Annotated in this window: 22 protein-coding genes and 1 pseudogene; 11 read left to right on the top strand and 12 right to left on the bottom strand. The window is 73.5% G+C overall.

Features of this window, described 5'->3' with window-relative positions:
• Positions 1-11 precede the first annotated feature (11 nt).
• Entirely contained in the window at positions 12-812 is an 801-nt protein-coding gene (locus ACSLIC_RS11340) for an IclR family transcriptional regulator (RefSeq protein WP_436737554.1), read from the bottom strand.
• 321 nt (positions 813-1,133) lie between these two features.
• Here ACSLIC_RS11340 and ACSLIC_RS11335 point away from each other — a divergent pair, with 321 nt between their 5' ends.
• Positions 1,134-1,691: a Dps family protein gene (locus ACSLIC_RS11335; RefSeq protein WP_436737553.1), complete on the top strand. Its 558-nt coding sequence runs from the start codon at positions 1,134-1,136 to the stop codon at positions 1,689-1,691.
• A gap of 56 nt (positions 1,692-1,747) precedes the next feature.
• Complete coding sequence (locus tag ACSLIC_RS11330) at positions 1,748-2,251, top strand: TspO/MBR family protein (protein WP_436737552.1); 504 nt, start codon at positions 1,748-1,750, stop codon at positions 2,249-2,251.
• 5 nt (positions 2,252-2,256) lie between these two features.
• On the opposite strand, the gene ACSLIC_RS11325 is transcribed toward ACSLIC_RS11330, so the two are convergent.
• On the bottom strand, positions 2,257-2,709 hold the full coding sequence (locus ACSLIC_RS11325; RefSeq protein WP_436737551.1) for a DNA-binding protein: 453 nt from the start codon (positions 2,707-2,709) through the stop codon (positions 2,257-2,259).
• 121 nt (positions 2,710-2,830) lie between these two features.
• A complete protein-coding gene (locus tag ACSLIC_RS11320; protein ID WP_436737550.1) occupies positions 2,831-3,895 on the bottom strand; it encodes a DUF2804 domain-containing protein in 1,065 nt (354 codons plus the stop codon).
• A gap of 367 nt (positions 3,896-4,262) precedes the next feature.
• On the opposite strand from ACSLIC_RS11320, the pseudogene ACSLIC_RS11315 reads away from it, so the two are divergent.
• A pseudogene (locus tag ACSLIC_RS11315) lies at positions 4,263-4,466 on the top strand (HAD family hydrolase); the annotation flags it as partial.
• A gap of 40 nt (positions 4,467-4,506) precedes the next feature.
• Here the strand turns inward: ACSLIC_RS11315 and ACSLIC_RS11310 are convergent.
• A complete protein-coding gene (locus ACSLIC_RS11310; RefSeq protein ID WP_436737549.1) occupies positions 4,507-5,655 on the bottom strand; it encodes an FAD-dependent oxidoreductase in 1,149 nt (382 codons plus the stop codon).
• 186 nt (positions 5,656-5,841) lie between these two features.
• On the opposite strand from ACSLIC_RS11310, the gene ACSLIC_RS11305 reads away from it, so the two are divergent.
• Positions 5,842-6,483, top strand: coding sequence for a TetR/AcrR family transcriptional regulator (locus tag ACSLIC_RS11305; RefSeq protein WP_436737548.1), 642 nt, complete (start codon positions 5,842-5,844; stop codon positions 6,481-6,483).
• 233 nt (positions 6,484-6,716) lie between these two features.
• Here ACSLIC_RS11305 and ACSLIC_RS11300 read toward each other — a convergent pair whose 3' ends face one another.
• The 5 genes from ACSLIC_RS11300 to ACSLIC_RS11280 form a co-directional block, all read right to left on the bottom strand.
• Positions 6,717-7,334, bottom strand: coding sequence for a DUF4232 domain-containing protein (locus ACSLIC_RS11300; RefSeq protein WP_436737547.1), 618 nt, complete (start codon positions 7,332-7,334; stop codon positions 6,717-6,719).
• A 464-nt stretch (positions 7,335-7,798) separates the two neighbouring features.
• The gene (locus ACSLIC_RS11295) at positions 7,799-7,957 is read right to left on the bottom strand and encodes a hypothetical protein (protein ID WP_436737546.1); all 159 of its coding nucleotides are present in this window, start codon (positions 7,955-7,957) and stop codon (positions 7,799-7,801) included.
• Positions 7,954-8,400 (bottom strand): hypothetical protein, encoded by a 447-nt coding sequence (locus ACSLIC_RS11290; protein WP_436737545.1) that lies wholly within the window; start codon positions 8,398-8,400, stop codon positions 7,954-7,956. Before ACSLIC_RS11290 ends, ACSLIC_RS11295 begins: the two co-directional genes overlap by 4 nt.
• The gene (locus ACSLIC_RS11285; protein WP_436737544.1) at positions 8,397-8,552 is read right to left on the bottom strand and encodes a hypothetical protein; all 156 of its coding nucleotides are present in this window, start codon (positions 8,550-8,552) and stop codon (positions 8,397-8,399) included. Before ACSLIC_RS11285 ends, ACSLIC_RS11290 begins: the two co-directional genes overlap by 4 nt.
• The gene (locus ACSLIC_RS11280) at positions 8,549-8,740 is read right to left on the bottom strand and encodes a hypothetical protein (RefSeq protein WP_436737543.1); all 192 of its coding nucleotides are present in this window, start codon (positions 8,738-8,740) and stop codon (positions 8,549-8,551) included. Before ACSLIC_RS11280 ends, ACSLIC_RS11285 begins: the two co-directional genes overlap by 4 nt.
• Before the next feature lie 105 nt (positions 8,741-8,845).
• Here ACSLIC_RS11280 and ACSLIC_RS11275 point away from each other — a divergent pair, with 105 nt between their 5' ends.
• From ACSLIC_RS11275 to ACSLIC_RS11250, 6 genes are all read left to right on the top strand, one after another.
• Positions 8,846-9,682 (top strand): helix-turn-helix domain-containing protein, encoded by an 837-nt coding sequence (locus ACSLIC_RS11275; protein WP_436737542.1) that lies wholly within the window; start codon positions 8,846-8,848, stop codon positions 9,680-9,682.
• A complete protein-coding gene (locus ACSLIC_RS11270) occupies positions 9,679-9,888 on the top strand; it encodes a DUF397 domain-containing protein (protein ID WP_436737541.1) in 210 nt (69 codons plus the stop codon). Before ACSLIC_RS11275 ends, ACSLIC_RS11270 begins: the two co-directional genes overlap by 4 nt.
• Positions 9,889-10,049: 161 nt before the next feature.
• A complete protein-coding gene (locus tag ACSLIC_RS11265) occupies positions 10,050-10,244 on the top strand; it encodes a DUF397 domain-containing protein (RefSeq protein WP_436737540.1) in 195 nt (64 codons plus the stop codon).
• 20 nt (positions 10,245-10,264) lie between these two features.
• The gene (locus tag ACSLIC_RS11260; RefSeq protein WP_436737539.1) at positions 10,265-10,462 is read left to right on the top strand and encodes a DUF397 domain-containing protein; all 198 of its coding nucleotides are present in this window, start codon (positions 10,265-10,267) and stop codon (positions 10,460-10,462) included.
• A gap of 20 nt (positions 10,463-10,482) precedes the next feature.
• A complete protein-coding gene (locus ACSLIC_RS11255) occupies positions 10,483-10,680 on the top strand; it encodes a DUF397 domain-containing protein (RefSeq protein WP_436737538.1) in 198 nt (65 codons plus the stop codon).
• A 20-nt stretch (positions 10,681-10,700) separates the two neighbouring features.
• Positions 10,701-10,898 (top strand): DUF397 domain-containing protein, encoded by a 198-nt coding sequence (locus ACSLIC_RS11250; protein WP_436737537.1) that lies wholly within the window; start codon positions 10,701-10,703, stop codon positions 10,896-10,898.
• 199 nt (positions 10,899-11,097) lie between these two features.
• Here the strand turns inward: ACSLIC_RS11250 and ACSLIC_RS11245 are convergent, their stop codons facing one another.
• The 3 genes from ACSLIC_RS11245 to ACSLIC_RS11235 all read right to left on the bottom strand — a co-directional run bounded on the left by ACSLIC_RS11245 (position 11,098) and on the right by ACSLIC_RS11235 (position 13,606).
• On the bottom strand, positions 11,098-11,763 hold the full coding sequence (locus ACSLIC_RS11245; RefSeq protein WP_436737536.1) for a class I SAM-dependent methyltransferase: 666 nt from the start codon (positions 11,761-11,763) through the stop codon (positions 11,098-11,100).
• A 436-nt stretch (positions 11,764-12,199) separates the two neighbouring features.
• Complete coding sequence (locus tag ACSLIC_RS11240) at positions 12,200-12,583, bottom strand: GNAT family N-acetyltransferase (protein ID WP_436737535.1); 384 nt, start codon at positions 12,581-12,583, stop codon at positions 12,200-12,202.
• A gap of 387 nt (positions 12,584-12,970) precedes the next feature.
• Entirely contained in the window at positions 12,971-13,606 is a 636-nt protein-coding gene (locus ACSLIC_RS11235) for a hypothetical protein (protein WP_436737534.1), read from the bottom strand.
• 284 nt (positions 13,607-13,890) lie between these two features.
• Here ACSLIC_RS11235 and ACSLIC_RS11230 point away from each other — a divergent pair, with 284 nt between their 5' ends.
• Positions 13,891-14,286 (top strand): BlaI/MecI/CopY family transcriptional regulator, encoded by a 396-nt coding sequence (locus ACSLIC_RS11230; protein WP_003948971.1) that lies wholly within the window; start codon positions 13,891-13,893, stop codon positions 14,284-14,286.
• Position 14,287: the final 1 nt, after the last annotated feature.

Below are 14,287 nucleotides of genomic sequence, written 5' to 3'. Positions count from 1 at the left end.
GGGCCCGCCCCTCACCCCGCCCCGGGCGCCCGCCCCGACACCGCCGAGGTCAGCCGCGCCGCCGCCCGGCCCAGTTCCTCCCGTACCCGCTCGGGGTCGTGCGGCGCGTAATGGCGGCGCCAGGTGGTGGAGAGGGCGGCGACCGGGTGGCCGTGGTGGTCGAAGACGGCCGTGCCCAGCGAGCGCAGCCCCTCCGAGACGAGTTCGGTCTCCTCCGACCAGCCGCGGGCCCGGTCGGCGGCGAGCAGGTCGAGGAGTTCGGCGAGCGAGCGCGGGCCCCGGCCGGTCCGGGTGATGAGGTCGCCGGGGCGCGGGTAGAGGGCGCGGACCTGCGCCTCGGGGAGGTGGGCGAGGACCGCCCGGCCGCTCGCGGTCAGGTGGGCGGGCAGGCGGACGCCGATGTCGGTGACGAGCGCGGTGCCGGCGGCGGAGGCGCGCGGCGGGCGCTCCTTGAGCAGGTAGACCGTCTCGGCGCCGTAGACCACCCCGAGGTGCACGGTCTGCCCGAGCCGCCCCGCCAGCCGCCGCACCACCGGCCGGGCCAGCCGCTCCAGCGGCTCGTGCCGCAGAGAGGCCGACCCGATCTCGAACGCCGCCGCCCCGAGGCCGTACGCCCGCTCCCCGGGCAGATAGGTCACGAACCCGCGCTCCGCCAGCACCGCGAGAATGTGATACGCCGACGACCGGGGCATCCCCAACTCCCGTGCCAGCGTGGCCGCCCGCACCGGACCGGTACGCCCGGCGAGGTGCGACAGGATGTCGAGGGCGCGGCCGACGGCGGGGGAGGCGCTGGAGGCGGGGGACGGGGTCAAGGCGGGCTCCGGAGCTGGGTGGTCGGGGACCAGCATGGCCGCCCCGGGGCCGGAACGCACGGGCTCGGTGGCAAGGTCCCTTCCGCCCCGCCCCGCCCCGCCCCGTCCCGGGCGAGGACGGTCGCCCCGCCCCGCCCGGCACTCCGGCGCCTCCCCCGCATGGCGTCAACGCCGTGTCTTCGCTGTCACTCCGTCGAGTGGGCGTGCGGTGGGCCGGGGGCGCACGGGGAACAGAGAGAGACCACCAGCTCACCTCCGCCGGCCGCCCCCGAGGGCCCGGTGGCGCCTCTTCCCATCCCTCAGACGGACGGACGACACCCGATGGCGACCGACACCACCCCCCGCTCCACCGCCCCCGGCCTGACGGCCGAGCAGGGCCGCAGACTCATCGACCTGCTGCGCCTCAGGCTCTACGCGCTCAACGACCTCCACCTGACGCTGAAACACATCCACTGGAACGTGGTCGGTCCGCACTTCGTCGCCGTCCACGAGTTGCTCGAACCGCAGGTCGACCGGGTCCGCGAGATGGCCGACGACGTGGCCGAGCGGATCGCGGCGCTCGGCGGCGTCGCCAAGGGCACGCCCGGCGCGCTGGTCTCCGCCCGCACCGGGGAGGACCGCAGCATCGGCCGCGGCGAGGCCCTCGCCCACCTCGGCGCCCTGGACGGCGTCTACACCGGCGTCGTCGAGGACGTCCGCGAGGCCGTCGCGCGAGCAGGAGAAATCGACCCGGCCACCGCGGAGCTGCTCGGCGAGCAGCTTTGCGGCCTGGAGCGGTTCCAGTGGTTCGTCCGCGCCCACCTGGAGGCCTCCGGCGGCTCGCCGCGTACCTCCGGGGCCGCCGACGGGAGGTCGGCCGCCGAGCGCGCCACCGACTGACAGCCCGGCCGGGCGCAGACCGCGCGCCGTGACGCTCCCGCAGACAGGAGGCCCCTGTGGCAGCCAGCTCCCGCCGCCCCCCGCCGGCCGACCGCGCGGGCGGCTGGCCGCTCCTGCTGGGGTTCCTGATCCTCTGCTACGCCGTGGCGGCCGTCGGCGGCCTCGTCTCCAGCGACGCCGACCAGGTCTACGCCGCTCTCGACCGCCCGGCCTGGGCCCCGCCCTCCTGGCTCTTCGGCCCGGTCTGGACGGTGCTCTACGCCACCGTCGCCGTCGCCGGCTGGCTCGTCGCCCGCACCAGCCGCCCCGGCCGCCGCCGCGCCATGACGGCCTGGTCGCTCCAGCTCGCCCTCAACCTCGCCTGGACGCCCCTCTTCTTCAACGCCGGCCGGTACGGCCTCGCCTTCGCCGACATCGCCCTGCTGACGGCGGCCGTCCTCGCGACGGTCCTGCTCTTCCTCCGCGTCGACCGCCGCGCCGCCACCCTGCTCCTGCCCTACCTGTGCTGGGTGGCGTTCGCGGGGGCGCTGAACTGGTCGATCTGGGTGAAGAACGGGTGAGGGGCCTACTCCTCCTCTCCGGCCGCCCGCCCCATCAGCCGCTCGTACCGCTGCCGGGCCGCCTGCGGGGTGCCGAGGCCGAGGCCGAAGGCGATCTCCTGCCAGGTCATGCCACGGCCTCGGGCCATGCGGATGAGGCCGGTCTCCAGGTCGTCCAGGTCGGCGCGGGCGCTGGGGACGAGGGTGAGGGCGGCGGTGACGTCGGCCTGGTCCACCTCCGGCTCGTCCCCCTCCGGCAGGGCGGTGCCGCTGAGCAGGTAGGAGACGAGGCGGACGGCCTCGTGCGGGCCGATCACCGAGGGGTGCACCTGGCGGCGCCGCTGCTCGTCGGTGGCGGCGTGCCGTTCGGCGACGCGGAAGAGCGCGGCGTGCACGCGGCGCGAGCGCGCCAGCTCGGCGTTGGGGGCGGTGAAGGGGGCGTCGGGGTCGGGCTGCGGGGAATCCGGGTTCTCTGCCATGAGGTCAGGGTGCGACACGCATTTCGTGTTGTCAACTATCCGTGTTGAACGGAGTGTTCACAACGCTGGTCGCGGGCGTCCACCCCTGTACCCGATGCCGGGCCCGCCCCCGGGTCGCCCGTCACCAGCGCATGCGTACGTCCTCCGCCCAGCCCAGGAGCCGCTGGACGGAGACCCGCTCGCCCGCGTCCGTGCGGACGGTGCCGTTCCAGTGGCCGAAGCACTGGTCGGTGTGGTTCGACAGCGGGCCCGCGTCGGTCCGGGTGACCCGGTCGTGGAGCGGGGTGAAGGTGAGGTCGACCTGGTCCGAGCCGGGGGTGCGGACCCGCCAGGGGGCCAGCGGCTCCGCCAGGTCGTAGGACCAGGTCAGCTCCTCTCCGAGTTTGGAGAGCCGGCCGTCCACGCAGAGGGCGTTCTCGGTGGCGCCGGTCCCGGCGGTCCACCGTCCGCCGAACTGGAGCCCCACCGTCCGCCCGTCGGTACGTCCCGAGCCCGCCCCCCAGTTCCAGTGCGCCACCCGCGGCCAGCGCCCGCGCCCGTGGTCCAGGACCGCCCAGGAGTCGCCGGCCGCGAACGGCAGCACCCGCCCCCCGACGCGGACGTGGCCGTGGGCCGGGAGCGCCGTCTGCTTCGAGGTGTACTGGAAGCGGTCCGCGCCCCAGGGCACCACCACCGACAGGGTCTCGTGCCCCTCGGGCAGCGCCGCGTACACGTCCACCTCCACCTGTTCCCCGGTGCCGGGGGCCAGGCAGCGGGCGGTCAGCCGGGTGCCGGCGCCCTCACGCCGGATGCCGACGCGGACCTGGTCGCGTACCGGCCGCGCCGGGCCGACGGTGACGTCGTGGCCGCCGAAGGGGCCGGGGGCGCCCGCGATGGCCTCGGGCAGCGGGGTGCCGGGGCCGCCCGGCCGCAGCGCGGTCCGCTCGATCTCCCGCCCGCCCGGGCCGAGTTCGAGGACGTACACGGTGTCCAGGCGCAGGAAGTCCAGGTCGCTGACGGTCAGCGCCACCAGGTGGGTGGGGGTGGTGACGCACCAGTACTCCCAGCGCTTGGTCCGCCCCCAGCCGCGCAGGTTGGCCCGGTGCAGTGGCCGCCGCGACCAGCCGACCGCCTCCGGCGCCAACGTGCCGTCGGGACGGCACAGGTCGACAGGTCCATGGGTGAGTTCGCGTTCGTGGGTCGTCATGAGGCGCAGGGTACGGGCCGAGCGCGGCCTGAGACGCCGAAGCCTGCCGCTGAACAGGGGAGTTGGACCATGGCCGAGCCGACCGAGTGGGTGGCCGGGGCGACGAGCGCGACCGGGTGACCGGGTGGTGGAACACGGTGCGGCCGTCCGCACCGGAGTGCGGTCACCGTCTGTCACCGCGCCGACGGCCGTCGCCTCCGGCGAGAGCTACGGCGCGGAGCAAGGGGGTGTGCACGATGGCCTCCGATCAGGGTGGGGGTGCGGGGCTCGGGCCAGAGGACGGGGGCGGATGCGGCCTGGCCGGGCTGCCGGGGTGGGCCGGGTCGTGGGTGAGCCGCTGTCAGGGATGCGTCGGTATGGTCGGCGGATGATCCATACCTTCGCGTTCGACGTGGGCGAGACCCTGGTACGGGACGACCGCTACCGGGGGGCGTGGGCCGACTGGCTGGGCGTACCCCGGCACACCGTGTCGGCGCTCGTCGGCGCAGTCGTCGCGTGTGGACAGGACAATGCGAAGGCGCTGCGGCTCATCCGGCCCGGCATCGACCTGGGCGCCGCCTACCGGGCGAGGGGACGTACGTAGGTCTGAGCCGACGGCCCAGGCTCCGGTCTCAGTCACTCGGCCCGCCTGTGCGTCCTCCGCTCCCAGCGGCACCGTGCGGCTCGTCGGACACCAGCCCGTCCGCAGCCCCGTCGAGAAGGGACTGCATGGCGTGGGAGCGGGGGAACATCGCCTGCTCGTAGGCGTGGACGGCGGCGGCGAGCGTGGGGTGGCGGGTGACGGCGAGAGCGAGTTCGGCGGCGTCGAGGAGGGCGAGGTTGACGCCGACGCCGAGCGGGGGCATGAGGTGGGCGGCGTCTCCCAGGAGGGTGACGGTGGGGGAGGGGGCCCAGGTGTGGGGGACGGGGAGGGCGTGGAGGGGGCGGTCGACGTACGGGCCGTCGTTGTCGGTGAGGACGCGGCGCAGGTGGGGGGACCAGGCGCGGTAGCGGTCCAGGAGGAGGGCGCGGAGGCCGTCGGTGTCCTGGGGACTGAGGCCGGCCTCGGTCAGCCAGTCGGCGGGGACGCGCTGGACGAGGTACACGCGGATGTGGTCGCCGCCGTTGCGCTGGGCGAACATGCCGCGGGCGCCGTCGGCCGCGGCGGCGCTGCCCTGGCCGACGAGTGCGGCGATCTTCGGGTGCCGCCGGTCCACGTCGTGGAACCAGGCTTCGAGGAAGCTGACGCCGGTGTACTGCGGGACGGCCTGCGAGACGGCGCGGCGGACTGTGGACCAGGCGCCGTCGGCGCCGATGACGAGGTCGGCCTCGGCGGTGGTGCCGTCGGCGAAGTGCAGGGTGCGGGGGCCCTGTTCGGGTCCGGACACGGACCGCAGGGTGTGGCCCCAGCGGACGGTACCCGGCCGGAGGGAGCTGAGGAGGAGGCCGCGCAGGAGGCCGCGGTCGATCTCGGGTCGGTGCCGGTCGTGCTCCTCGGGGACGGCATGGAAGCGGATCGTGCCGTCGGCCGCGTCGAGCTGGCGCATCTCCTGGCCTTCGGGGCGCGAGAGCCGGTGGAACTCTCCCAGCAGACCGGCTTCCTTGAGGGCGAACTGGCCGTCGTCCTCGTGGAGATCGAGTGTGCCGCCCTGGTCTCGGGCGTCGGGCCCGGTGTCGCGGTCGTGGACCGTGACGGGGATGCCGTGCCGCTGGAGGATGCGGGCGCAGGTCAGGCCGCCGGGGCCGGCGCCGATGACGGCGATGCGGGGGGTGGGGTTCATGGGCGGGTGTCCTTCTCGTCACGCGACCGGCCGGTCGCGGGCATGGCCGACCACGCCATCGGCGGAGTCGAGGAGGGGCGGGGCCGAGCAGAGCCGTACGGCCGCTGCCTCAGAAAAGCACACCGGATAAATAAGTGCAACGACTCAACTTTTGAAGTTGGGCAACCTGGGGGGTAGGTTGCTGATATGCCTGAGCCCGAGCCTCACTCCCGCGACGCCGCCGACTCGCCCGCTGGCGCCCCCGCCCCCGCGGTGCCGGGGCGCCGGGAACGCAAGAAGGCCGCCACCCGGCGGGCCATCGCCGACGCCGCGTTGCGCCTGTTCCTGGAGCGGGGCTACGACGACGTCGGCATCAGGGAGATCGCGGACGCCGCCGACGTCTCCACCACCACGCTCTTCAAGCACTTCCCCGTGAAGGAGGCCCTGGTCTTCGACGAGGAGGCGGACCTGGAGGCCGGCCTGATCGCCGCCGTACGCGAGCGGGCCCCCGGGCAGTCCATCCCCGCCGCACTGCGTGAGCACGCCCTGCGCCACCGCCGGGCGGTCGGCGGCGATCCGCGGTTTTCGTCCTTCCTCGACCTGGTCGACAGCACCCCGGCCCTGCGCGACTACCACCAGGCCATGTGGCTGCGCCACGCGGAGGCCCTGGCGCGGGCCGTCGCCGAGGAGAGCGGACTGCCCGCCGGCGACCCGGCCTGCGCCGCCCTCGCTCACTTCGCCCTCGAAGCCCCCCACGCCGCCCGTGGGCACGAGGACCCCGGCGCCGTCCTCGACCGAGCCTTCGACCTGCTCGACAGTGGCTGGCGGGGCCTGGGGCGCGGCGCCTGATCCGACGCGTACGGCCTGCGCGCGGGGCACTGCCCGCCGCCCGGTCAAGGGCTCCTTCACCGACGCCGGCAGGGGCGGCGACACGTGCCGGGTCGAGCGGTTCGGCGAGGGGCTGGGGCATGTGGCCGACTGCGAGCAGCGTCCCTGACGTGGGCGGCGCGGGGCGGACCCGTACTTCTCCGGAAGCCGCCGGCCCGAGGCGGCGGGTGAACGGGTCCGCTTCCCGCCCGGCCTCACTGCTTTCCGGTTCCGACCGGGTCGATCACGACCTCGTCCGAGCTGGAGTGGTCGGTGACGGGCACGTTGATCTTGGTCGGGATGGTCTTGGAGTGGGTCTCGTTGGGCGGGGTGACGACGAGCTGGGTGATGTCGACGCCGGAGCCGCCGGAGTTGTTGGCCGGGTAGTGGAGGGTGGCGCGGGTCGACTCGCCGGTCTTGAGGACGACGGACGGGGCGGCCAGGTCGCTGCGGTTGGCGTTGACGCCGCCCGGGCCGCTGTCGACCTTGAGGTCGACGCCCGGGAAGCCCTTGAGGGAGCAGGCGTCGCCGGTGTTCTTGAAGGCGATCTGCAGGGTGCCCTCGCCCATGCCGGGGGCGCTGGAGATGTCGAGGTTGTCGGTCTTGCAGGGGCCGGTGTTGATCTGGCCGCCGCCGCTGCCCTCGTCGGCGCCGGTGTCGTCACCGGGCGCCTCCTTGCCCGCGTCCCCGGACGAACCGCCCTTGGCCCCGTCCGGGGAGGCCGGGGTGGCGGCGCCGTTGGCACCCGCCGCGATGTCGTCGCCCTGGCAGGCGGTGAGGCTGAGCCCGGCGACGAGGGCCAGAGCGGCGAGGGTGATCTTCTGAGCGCGCATCGGTCGATCCTTGGGGGTCGTGGCGTGCTCGCCGTGAGCGAGCCTTCCTGATCACGTAGACCCACCGCGCGCCCCGAGCCGTTCCACCCGACGGCTTCTTCGCACGTGGCTGTTACACGCACACAGTTCCTGTTACGGGGTCACGGGCGGCGCGCCGGGTGGCGCGCGTCCCGTGTGCGGGCTGCGCGGGGTGACCGTGGGCGGGGGGCATGGCGAACCAGTGCCGGAGCGGGGGCTCCTTCGTCGGGGCCGTGGTCCTGACCGATATCCGGGCGCGGATGGTCGACCAGGGCGTCGGCGTCGTGAGCCGGTGGTTCCCCGGCGGGAAGTGCGGTGGCTGATGCCCCTGTGGGCGGTCATCTATGCCGTGTGCCCCTGGCGTGTCGCCGGGTTCGTCGTGGCGCTGGCCGCGATCGTGTGCGGGTACGAGGTGGGGGAGCGGTGGGCTCGGCGGCCTCGCGGTCTCAGAGTTCGGTGATCTCGTGGAGTCTGCCGCAGGCGAGCATGGGGCAGCGGACGTAGCGAGGGGTGGTCGGGGTGTCGGGTTCGGGGGCGGGGAGGGGCTCGGGCTCGTCGGGCTGGTCGGGCTGGTTGTTGTCGGGGGTGGGGTTCGGCTGGGTCATGGGTGGCTCCTGGGGGTGGGTGGGGCCGTCCGGCCGCCGCCGTCACGCGGGCGGCCGGACGGGGTGGAGGGGGTGTGCAGGGGGCGGGCGGTGAGCTGGTACCAGGTCGGGCCTTGGCGGGCGGTGAAGTGGTAGGGGTAGTCGGTGGTCAGGCGGTCGGTGGCTTCCTCGGCGTAGTCGGGGTCGGCTGCCCAGAAGCGGAGTTGGGTGGGGGCGTGTTCGGTGGTGGGGGGTGCCGGGCGCAGGGCGCCGGTGGGTAGGCGGGTGGTGTGGGGGTCGGGGTCGAGGGCGTCGGCGAGGCGGTGGGCCTGGTGGCGCAGCCAGCGCAGGGCGAGGCGGCGGTTGGGGGTGACGGTCCCGCGGAGGAACACGGAGGAGGCGGCTGCGCCGCCGTGGACCTCGACGAGGTATGCGACGCCCGTCGGTGTGCGGGTGTCGGTCATATGGCGCGGCGGAGCCAGCGGCGCAGGCGGTTCTCCTCGGTGACGCGGGCGCGCAGGCTCCGCATCTGAGGGGATTCCTCGTCGGGTTCGCCGGGTTCGCCGGGCTCGTCCGGTTCGCCGGGGGAGGGGTCCGGCGGGGTGGGGGTGGTCACCGGGGCTCCGGGGCCACGCAATCGGCTGAGTCCTGGTGGTGTCTGAGCAGGACGCGGCAGTCGGTCGCCCTGCTCCAGTCCCGTTCGGCGTTGGCCGCCGCCTCGCCGTGCCGGTACTCCTCGCAGGTGCGGCAGACGAGGCGGGCAGTTGCCGCGTTCCCGTCCGGGGCAACGCTGTTTCCAGGCATGCTTGTTCCTCTCTGTAGCTGTTCCGCTACCGGGAGCACTCAGGCTGACCCAGTGTCGCCGTGCGATCAACGTGACAGTTGGGAACGGAAGGTTGGTGATGCTCCTTGAACCGCAAGGAGCTGGCTCCGGAAAGCAGCCCGCAGGCTGCCTATGGCGCGCATTTGCGCAAGGTGAGAGAGGGTTTTGCCTGGACACAGCAGGAAGTGGCCGACAAGGTCGAATATGCCAGCTCGCATATGTCGGCCGTGGAAACCGGTCGGAAGTCTCCGACCTTGCGTCTATCGCGCCGTTTGGATCGCGCCTTCGGCATATCGGAGCGCGGGGAGTCCTTCGAGCGCATGTGGCGCGAGATGAAGCGGGGCAGCCTGCTGGAGGGCTTCCCGGAGTACGTGGGGTACGAGGCGCGGGCGGTGGAGCTTCGCCTCTATGAGATCGGGATCATCCCCGGCCTGCTCCAGACCCCCGAGTACGCGAAGGTGCTGGCCGACAGCGCTGTCCGGCGGGGCACCATCACGCCCGAACAAGGCGCCGAACGCGTCCAGTTCCTGGCCGAGCGGCAAGCGGCGTTGGCCAGGGAGCGTCCTCCCATGGTGTTCGTGACCATGGATGAGAGCTGCATCCGCCGCAACGTCGGAGGGCGAGATGTCATGGACGCCCAGTTGGAGAGTCTTGTGGCGTTCGCGGAGCTGCCGAACACGTTGTTGCAGGTGGCTCCGTTCGATATAGGGGAACGGCGGCCCTTCAACCTCCCGGTCTACATCCTGACCATGCCTGATCGGTCACTGATGTCCTATGCGGAGTCGCAGGCGCAAGGGCATTTCGAGCGTGAAGGAACGAGCGTCATAAGCATGCTGACGGAGTACCATCAGCTACAGGCCGAGGCGCTGTGTCAGGCAGCCTCCGTGGCCATGATCAAGCAGCTCAGAAAGGGCACCCTGTGACGTCCGCATCCCCCCGCTGGTTCAAGTCCTCGTACAGCGACAACGGCGGCGCCTGCGTGGAGGTCGCCACGAACCTCGTTGCCTCGCGCGGTACCGTCCCCGTCCGTGATTCGAAGGTCGTGAGTGGCCCGGTGCTGGACGTTCGGGCCGCCGCGTTCTCCTCCTTCGTGGCGGGCGTCAAGGCGGGCGAGTTCCGCTCGGCCTGACCTCGGCGAACAGCGCTCAAGGAAGCCCCGTCCACCTCCCGTTGCGGGAGGAGTGGCGGGGCTCCTCGCTGTTTCGGCCATGGTGCGGAGGCGCCCTCGCGCGGGGCGGAGGTGCGGCTTACGCTCGGCGGACGAGCAGCCGTCTGCGAAGGGGTACCTCCATGGCGCACACGTCCCCGCGTTGGTTCACGTCCTCGTACAGCAACAACGGCGGCGCCTGTGTGGAGGTGGCTACCAACTTGGCCGCGTCGCAGGGCGTCGTCCCCGTCCGGGATTCGAAGGACCGGGGTGGTCCGGTGCTGGAGGTGCCGGTCGCGGCGTTCGCTGCGTTCGTGTCCATGGTTCGGCAGCCGTGACGACGGAAAGGCAGAAGCCTGTGACGACGACCGCATCCCCCCGCTGGTTCACGTCCTCGTACAGCAACAACGGCGGCGACTGCGTGGAGGTGGCCGCCAACTTGGCCGCCTCGCAGGGCGTCGTCCCCGTCCGGGACTCGAAGGACCGGGGCGGTCCGGTATTGGAGGTGCCGGTCGCCGCGTTCGCGGCGTTCGTGTCCATGGTTCGGCAGCCGTGACGACGGAAGGGCAGCAGCCTGTGACGACGACCGCGTCCCCCCGCTGGTTCACGTCCTCGTACAGCAACAACGGTGGCAACTGTGTGGAGGTGGCCGCCAACTTGGCCGCCTCGCAGGGCGTCGTCCCCGTCCGGGACTCGAAGGACCGGGGCGGTCCGGTATTGGCGGTGCCGGTCGCAGCGTTCGCGGCGTTCGTGTCCATGGTCCGGCAGCCGTGACGACGGAAAGGCAGAAGCCTGTGACGACGACCGCATCCCCCCGCTGGTTCACGTCCTCGTACAGCAACAACGGCGGCGACTGCGTGGAGGTGGCTACCAACTTGGCCGCCTCGCAGGGCGTCGTCCCCGTCCGGGACTCGAAGGACCGGGGCGGTCCGGTGCTGGAGGTGCCGGTCGCGGCGTTCGCGGCGTTCGTGTCCATGGTCCGGCGGTCGTGAGGGCGAAGGGGCGCCCGTGACGGCCGGACGCCACCCCGCGTACGGGGCGGACCCGGTCGCCATCCCGAATTCCGTGGGCGCTTGCTGACCACCCGCACCCGGGGGCCCGCGACTCCGCCCGGCTCCGGGGCCTGGACCTGCTGGCATCGGCCGACCAGGTCGACGGGTTCGTATCGAGGAGTGTCCGGCGCGAGTGCGGTCAGGCGTCGTCGACCGGGGTCTTCCGCGCCAGCAGGTGGACCTCGCGGAACGGGCGGCGGTCGGTGGGCAGGGGCTCGCGGATCATGCGGGCCGTCTCGGTCAGGCCCCTCTCGCGGAGCAGGGCCGAGAGGTGGTCGGGGCACCAGCGGTAGGCGGGGGCGACCGCGTGGTCGAAGAGCTGGGTGCGGTGGTCGGGGGACTCGCTGGCCCAGAAGCCGACCAGGAGATGGCCGCCGGGAGCGAGCACCCGCGCGAACTCGTCCAGTACGGCCGGGAGTTCGTTCGGCGGGGTGTGGATGACCGACCAGCGCGAGAGGACGCCGGACAGGGTGGCGTCCGGAAGGTCCAGGGCGGCCATCGAGCCGACGTCGAACCGGAGTTCCGGATGGTCCGCGCGGGCCAGGCCGATCATCGCCGGGGAGGCGTCGACACCGCGTACCACCAGGTCCAGGCTCGCGAGGTGGGCGGTGACGTGGCCGGGCCCGCACCCCAGGTCCGCCACCTCGGCGCCCCCGCCCTCCCCGCGTACGGCTTCGGCGAAGGCGGCCAGCATGGCGCGGTCCAGGGGGGCGTCGCGCAGGGAGTCGTGGAAGAGCCGGGCGTAGGTGTCGGCGGCGGCGTCGTAGGCGGCGCGGGTGGCGGTGAGGGAGTCGGAGGCGGTCATGCCGGGGAGCGTAGTGCGGGGGCGCTTCCCGGGGGGGTGCGTGCCGGAAGCCGGAGGTCCCGGTGGGGCGGGCGGCCCCAGGGGTCCGGCGGGGGCGATCGTCGGCCGGCAGGTGTCCGAGACGCGGCAACGGCCGTGCGTAGTAATGGGTTTGGGGGCGATGCGCGTGGCCGGTCGGGTGTCGGAACGCGGGCCGAGTGGCCTCGCGCAGAGGGTGGTCCGACGCTGTTCGCGCCGTGCGGTCGCGGAGCGCGGCGCGGGCCACGTACCGGCGCCGTCAGGCGGCACCTCGCAGTGGGGTCCGGCGGCGGAGATGCGGCGGGGAGGAACTCCGTCGGGCCGTCCGGCCCGGACTCGGCGGGCAGGCGGCGCGATCGCCAGGGCCGGAGGCCGTCCGGCACGGCTCATGGACGGCGACCCCTCGGCGCGGCGCCGTTCAGCCCTCGTCCCGCAGGTGTGCGCACCCCGGCCGGGCCGCCGGGAAGTCGATGCCCGTCTCCTCCGTGGCCGCGGCGAAGAAGGCGCGGCCCTGGCCGGTCTGGCGGGAGGTGGTCCAGGCAAGGGCGAGGTCGTCCGGGAGGATGCGGTGCAGGGCCTCACGGGCCAGGCCCTGGCCCTGCCAGGACGGGGCGACGGTGACCGATGCGACGTGGCCGGTGCCGCAGGCCCGGCAGAGGCGGAACTCGATCTTTCCGATCTCGCGGTCCGCGCCGTCCCGGATGACGAGTTCGCGCGGGCCCGCCGGGTCGTCGGCGGGGGTTGCCCGGAAGGCCGGGGCGGCGCCCGACTCGGGTCTGGTGGAGCGGGGGTGTCGCGTCACGGACGGCTCCCGGCCTCGGCCCGGAGGGTCCCGTCTCCGGGGAATGCGGCGGCCCCTTGCCGGCCGACGTGAGTTCTACACTACTGTAGAGACTTACGTCGGCACAGGACCGCGATCCGGACCTGTGCCCCCTCGGCGCTGCCCCGGCACCGCCGACCCCGGCTTCGGACCGACGGAGCGCGTCCGGCACCGCACGGCCCGGACGCCGCCCCCCGGTCCGCGACCCGGCGCCAGGGACCTTCTGACGGCGGCCACCCGGCCGTGGTCCCCGGCGCCTCCAGGTCCCGCACCCCGTCCGCGGGACCACCGGCGGGGACCTCGTTCACGACCAGGACGAGGTCCCCGCCGGCCTTTTCCCGCCCGGTCGCCCCGCCGGCCCGGTTCCGCTCAGACGAGGTCCGGCACGGTCTCGGAGGGGTTGGTCGACCAGTTGGTGACGATCGGCTTGTCCACGTCGGCCGGCTCCGGAAGCTTCAGCTGCTCGGGGTTGGGGTCGTCGTCGCTGACCGAGATGATGACGTGGTCGAACTCGATGCCCGATTCCGCGTTGGTCGTCTTGGGGCTGATCCCGGTGTACGCCACGGCGGAGCCCGACAGCTTGATCGGGTCCTCCCCGCCCTGGCCGACCGGGGAGGCGACGCCCTCGGGGTTGGACCCGAAGGCGACGGCCGGGGTGTTGACGGTCAGCAGGCAGGTGATGCCCGACTTGGCCTTGGCGGTGACCTGGTAGTAACCGCCCGCCTGGGTCTTGGTGGTGATGCCGAAGTCCAGGTCGTTGGTGCCGCAGGACTGCATGACGCCCCCCTTGCCGGCGCCGGACCCCTCGCCGCCCGCTTCCGAACCCCCCTTGTCGCCCGCTTCGGAACCGCCCTTGCCGGAGTCCGCGCCGGTCGAGGCGGCGTCGGTGGGCGGGAGCGCGCCGTTGTCCTCGGGGCCGCAGGCGGCGGTCGTCGCGGCGAGGGCGGTCACTGCGGTCACGGCCAGGACGAGGCGGACGGAACGGGTGGCGAGGCGTGAACGCATGGTGGTCTCCAGCGGCTTGCGGGTGCGGTGTCTCTGCTGACTCCCAGGACACTACGGGCGGGGCGGTGCCGGAACGATCCCGTACATGTCCTGGTCTTGTTGCAACACGAAGGTTGCGCCTCCGGGTGTGTTGATCACGTGAACGTGCCCCGCCGGGCCGGAGGCCGAAGTCTCCTCCCGGGCCGCCGTCGAGGCGCGGTCGCCCGACACGTACCCGTCACGCCCGCCCATCCTGGAGAATGGGGACCGACGGTCCGACGGGCCGGACAACGGGAGGTGGCCGCATGGCCGAGGTGAACGCACAGGGCGGTCGGCGCCGAGGCCAGGGCGAACTGGAGGCGCAGGTCCTCGCCGTGCTGCACACGGCGGACGAGCCCGTCTCGGCCGCCTGGGTCCGCGAACGCCTCGGCGGCGACCTCGCGTACACCACGGTCATGACCATCCTGTCGCGGCTCGGCGCCAAGAACGCCGTCACCCGTGAACGCTCCGGCCGCGCCTTCCTGTGGACCGCCGCCGCCGACGAGGCCGGGCTCGCCGCGCTGCGCATGCGCCGCGTCCTGGACGGCGAACGCGACCGCGACGCCGTTCTCACCAGCTTCGTCTCCTCGCTCTCCGGTGACGACGAGCGACTTCTGCGGGCCCTGCTGGAGAGCGCCCGGGGCGACACCGACGGCGGCTGAC

Source organism: Streptomyces sp. BBFR102, from assembly GCF_051397025.1.
GTDB lineage: Bacteria > Actinomycetota > Actinomycetes > Streptomycetales > Streptomycetaceae > Streptomyces.
This window is presented reverse-complemented; position numbering and strand designations above follow the sequence as displayed.

What these genes read in the sequence shown, in the direction of transcription:
- ACSLIC_RS11335 (WP_436737553.1), top strand. Translation starts at nt 1,134, where the DNA reads ATGGCGACCGACACCACCCCCCGCTCCACCGCCCCCGGCCTGACGGCC.
- ACSLIC_RS11325 (WP_436737551.1), bottom strand. Translation starts at nt 2,709, where the DNA reads ATGGCAGAGAACCCGGATTCCCCGCAGCCCGACCCCGACGCCCCCTTC.
- ACSLIC_RS11320 (WP_436737550.1), bottom strand. Translation starts at nt 3,895, where the DNA reads ATGACGACCCACGAACGCGAACTCACCCATGGACCTGTCGACCTGTGC.
- ACSLIC_RS11310 (WP_436737549.1), bottom strand. Translation starts at nt 5,655, where the DNA reads ATGAACCCCACCCCCCGCATCGCCGTCATCGGCGCCGGCCCCGGCGGC.
- ACSLIC_RS11305 (WP_436737548.1), top strand. Translation starts at nt 5,842, where the DNA reads ATGCCTGAGCCCGAGCCTCACTCCCGCGACGCCGCCGACTCGCCCGCT.
- ACSLIC_RS11300 (WP_436737547.1), bottom strand. Translation starts at nt 7,334, where the DNA reads ATGCGCGCTCAGAAGATCACCCTCGCCGCTCTGGCCCTCGTCGCCGGG.
- ACSLIC_RS11295 (WP_436737546.1), bottom strand. Translation starts at nt 7,957, where the DNA reads ATGACCCAGCCGAACCCCACCCCCGACAACAACCAGCCCGACCAGCCC.
- ACSLIC_RS11290 (WP_436737545.1), bottom strand. Translation starts at nt 8,400, where the DNA reads ATGACCGACACCCGCACACCGACGGGCGTCGCATACCTCGTCGAGGTC.
- ACSLIC_RS11280 (WP_436737543.1), bottom strand. Translation starts at nt 8,740, where the DNA reads ATGCCTGGAAACAGCGTTGCCCCGGACGGGAACGCGGCAACTGCCCGC.
- ACSLIC_RS11265 (WP_436737540.1), top strand. Translation starts at nt 10,050, where the DNA reads ATGGCGCACACGTCCCCGCGTTGGTTCACGTCCTCGTACAGCAACAAC.
- ACSLIC_RS11245 (WP_436737536.1), bottom strand. Translation starts at nt 11,763, where the DNA reads ATGACCGCCTCCGACTCCCTCACCGCCACCCGCGCCGCCTACGACGCC.
- ACSLIC_RS11235 (WP_436737534.1), bottom strand. Translation starts at nt 13,606, where the DNA reads ATGCGTTCACGCCTCGCCACCCGTTCCGTCCGCCTCGTCCTGGCCGTG.
- ACSLIC_RS11230 (WP_003948971.1), top strand. Translation starts at nt 13,891, where the DNA reads ATGGCCGAGGTGAACGCACAGGGCGGTCGGCGCCGAGGCCAGGGCGAA.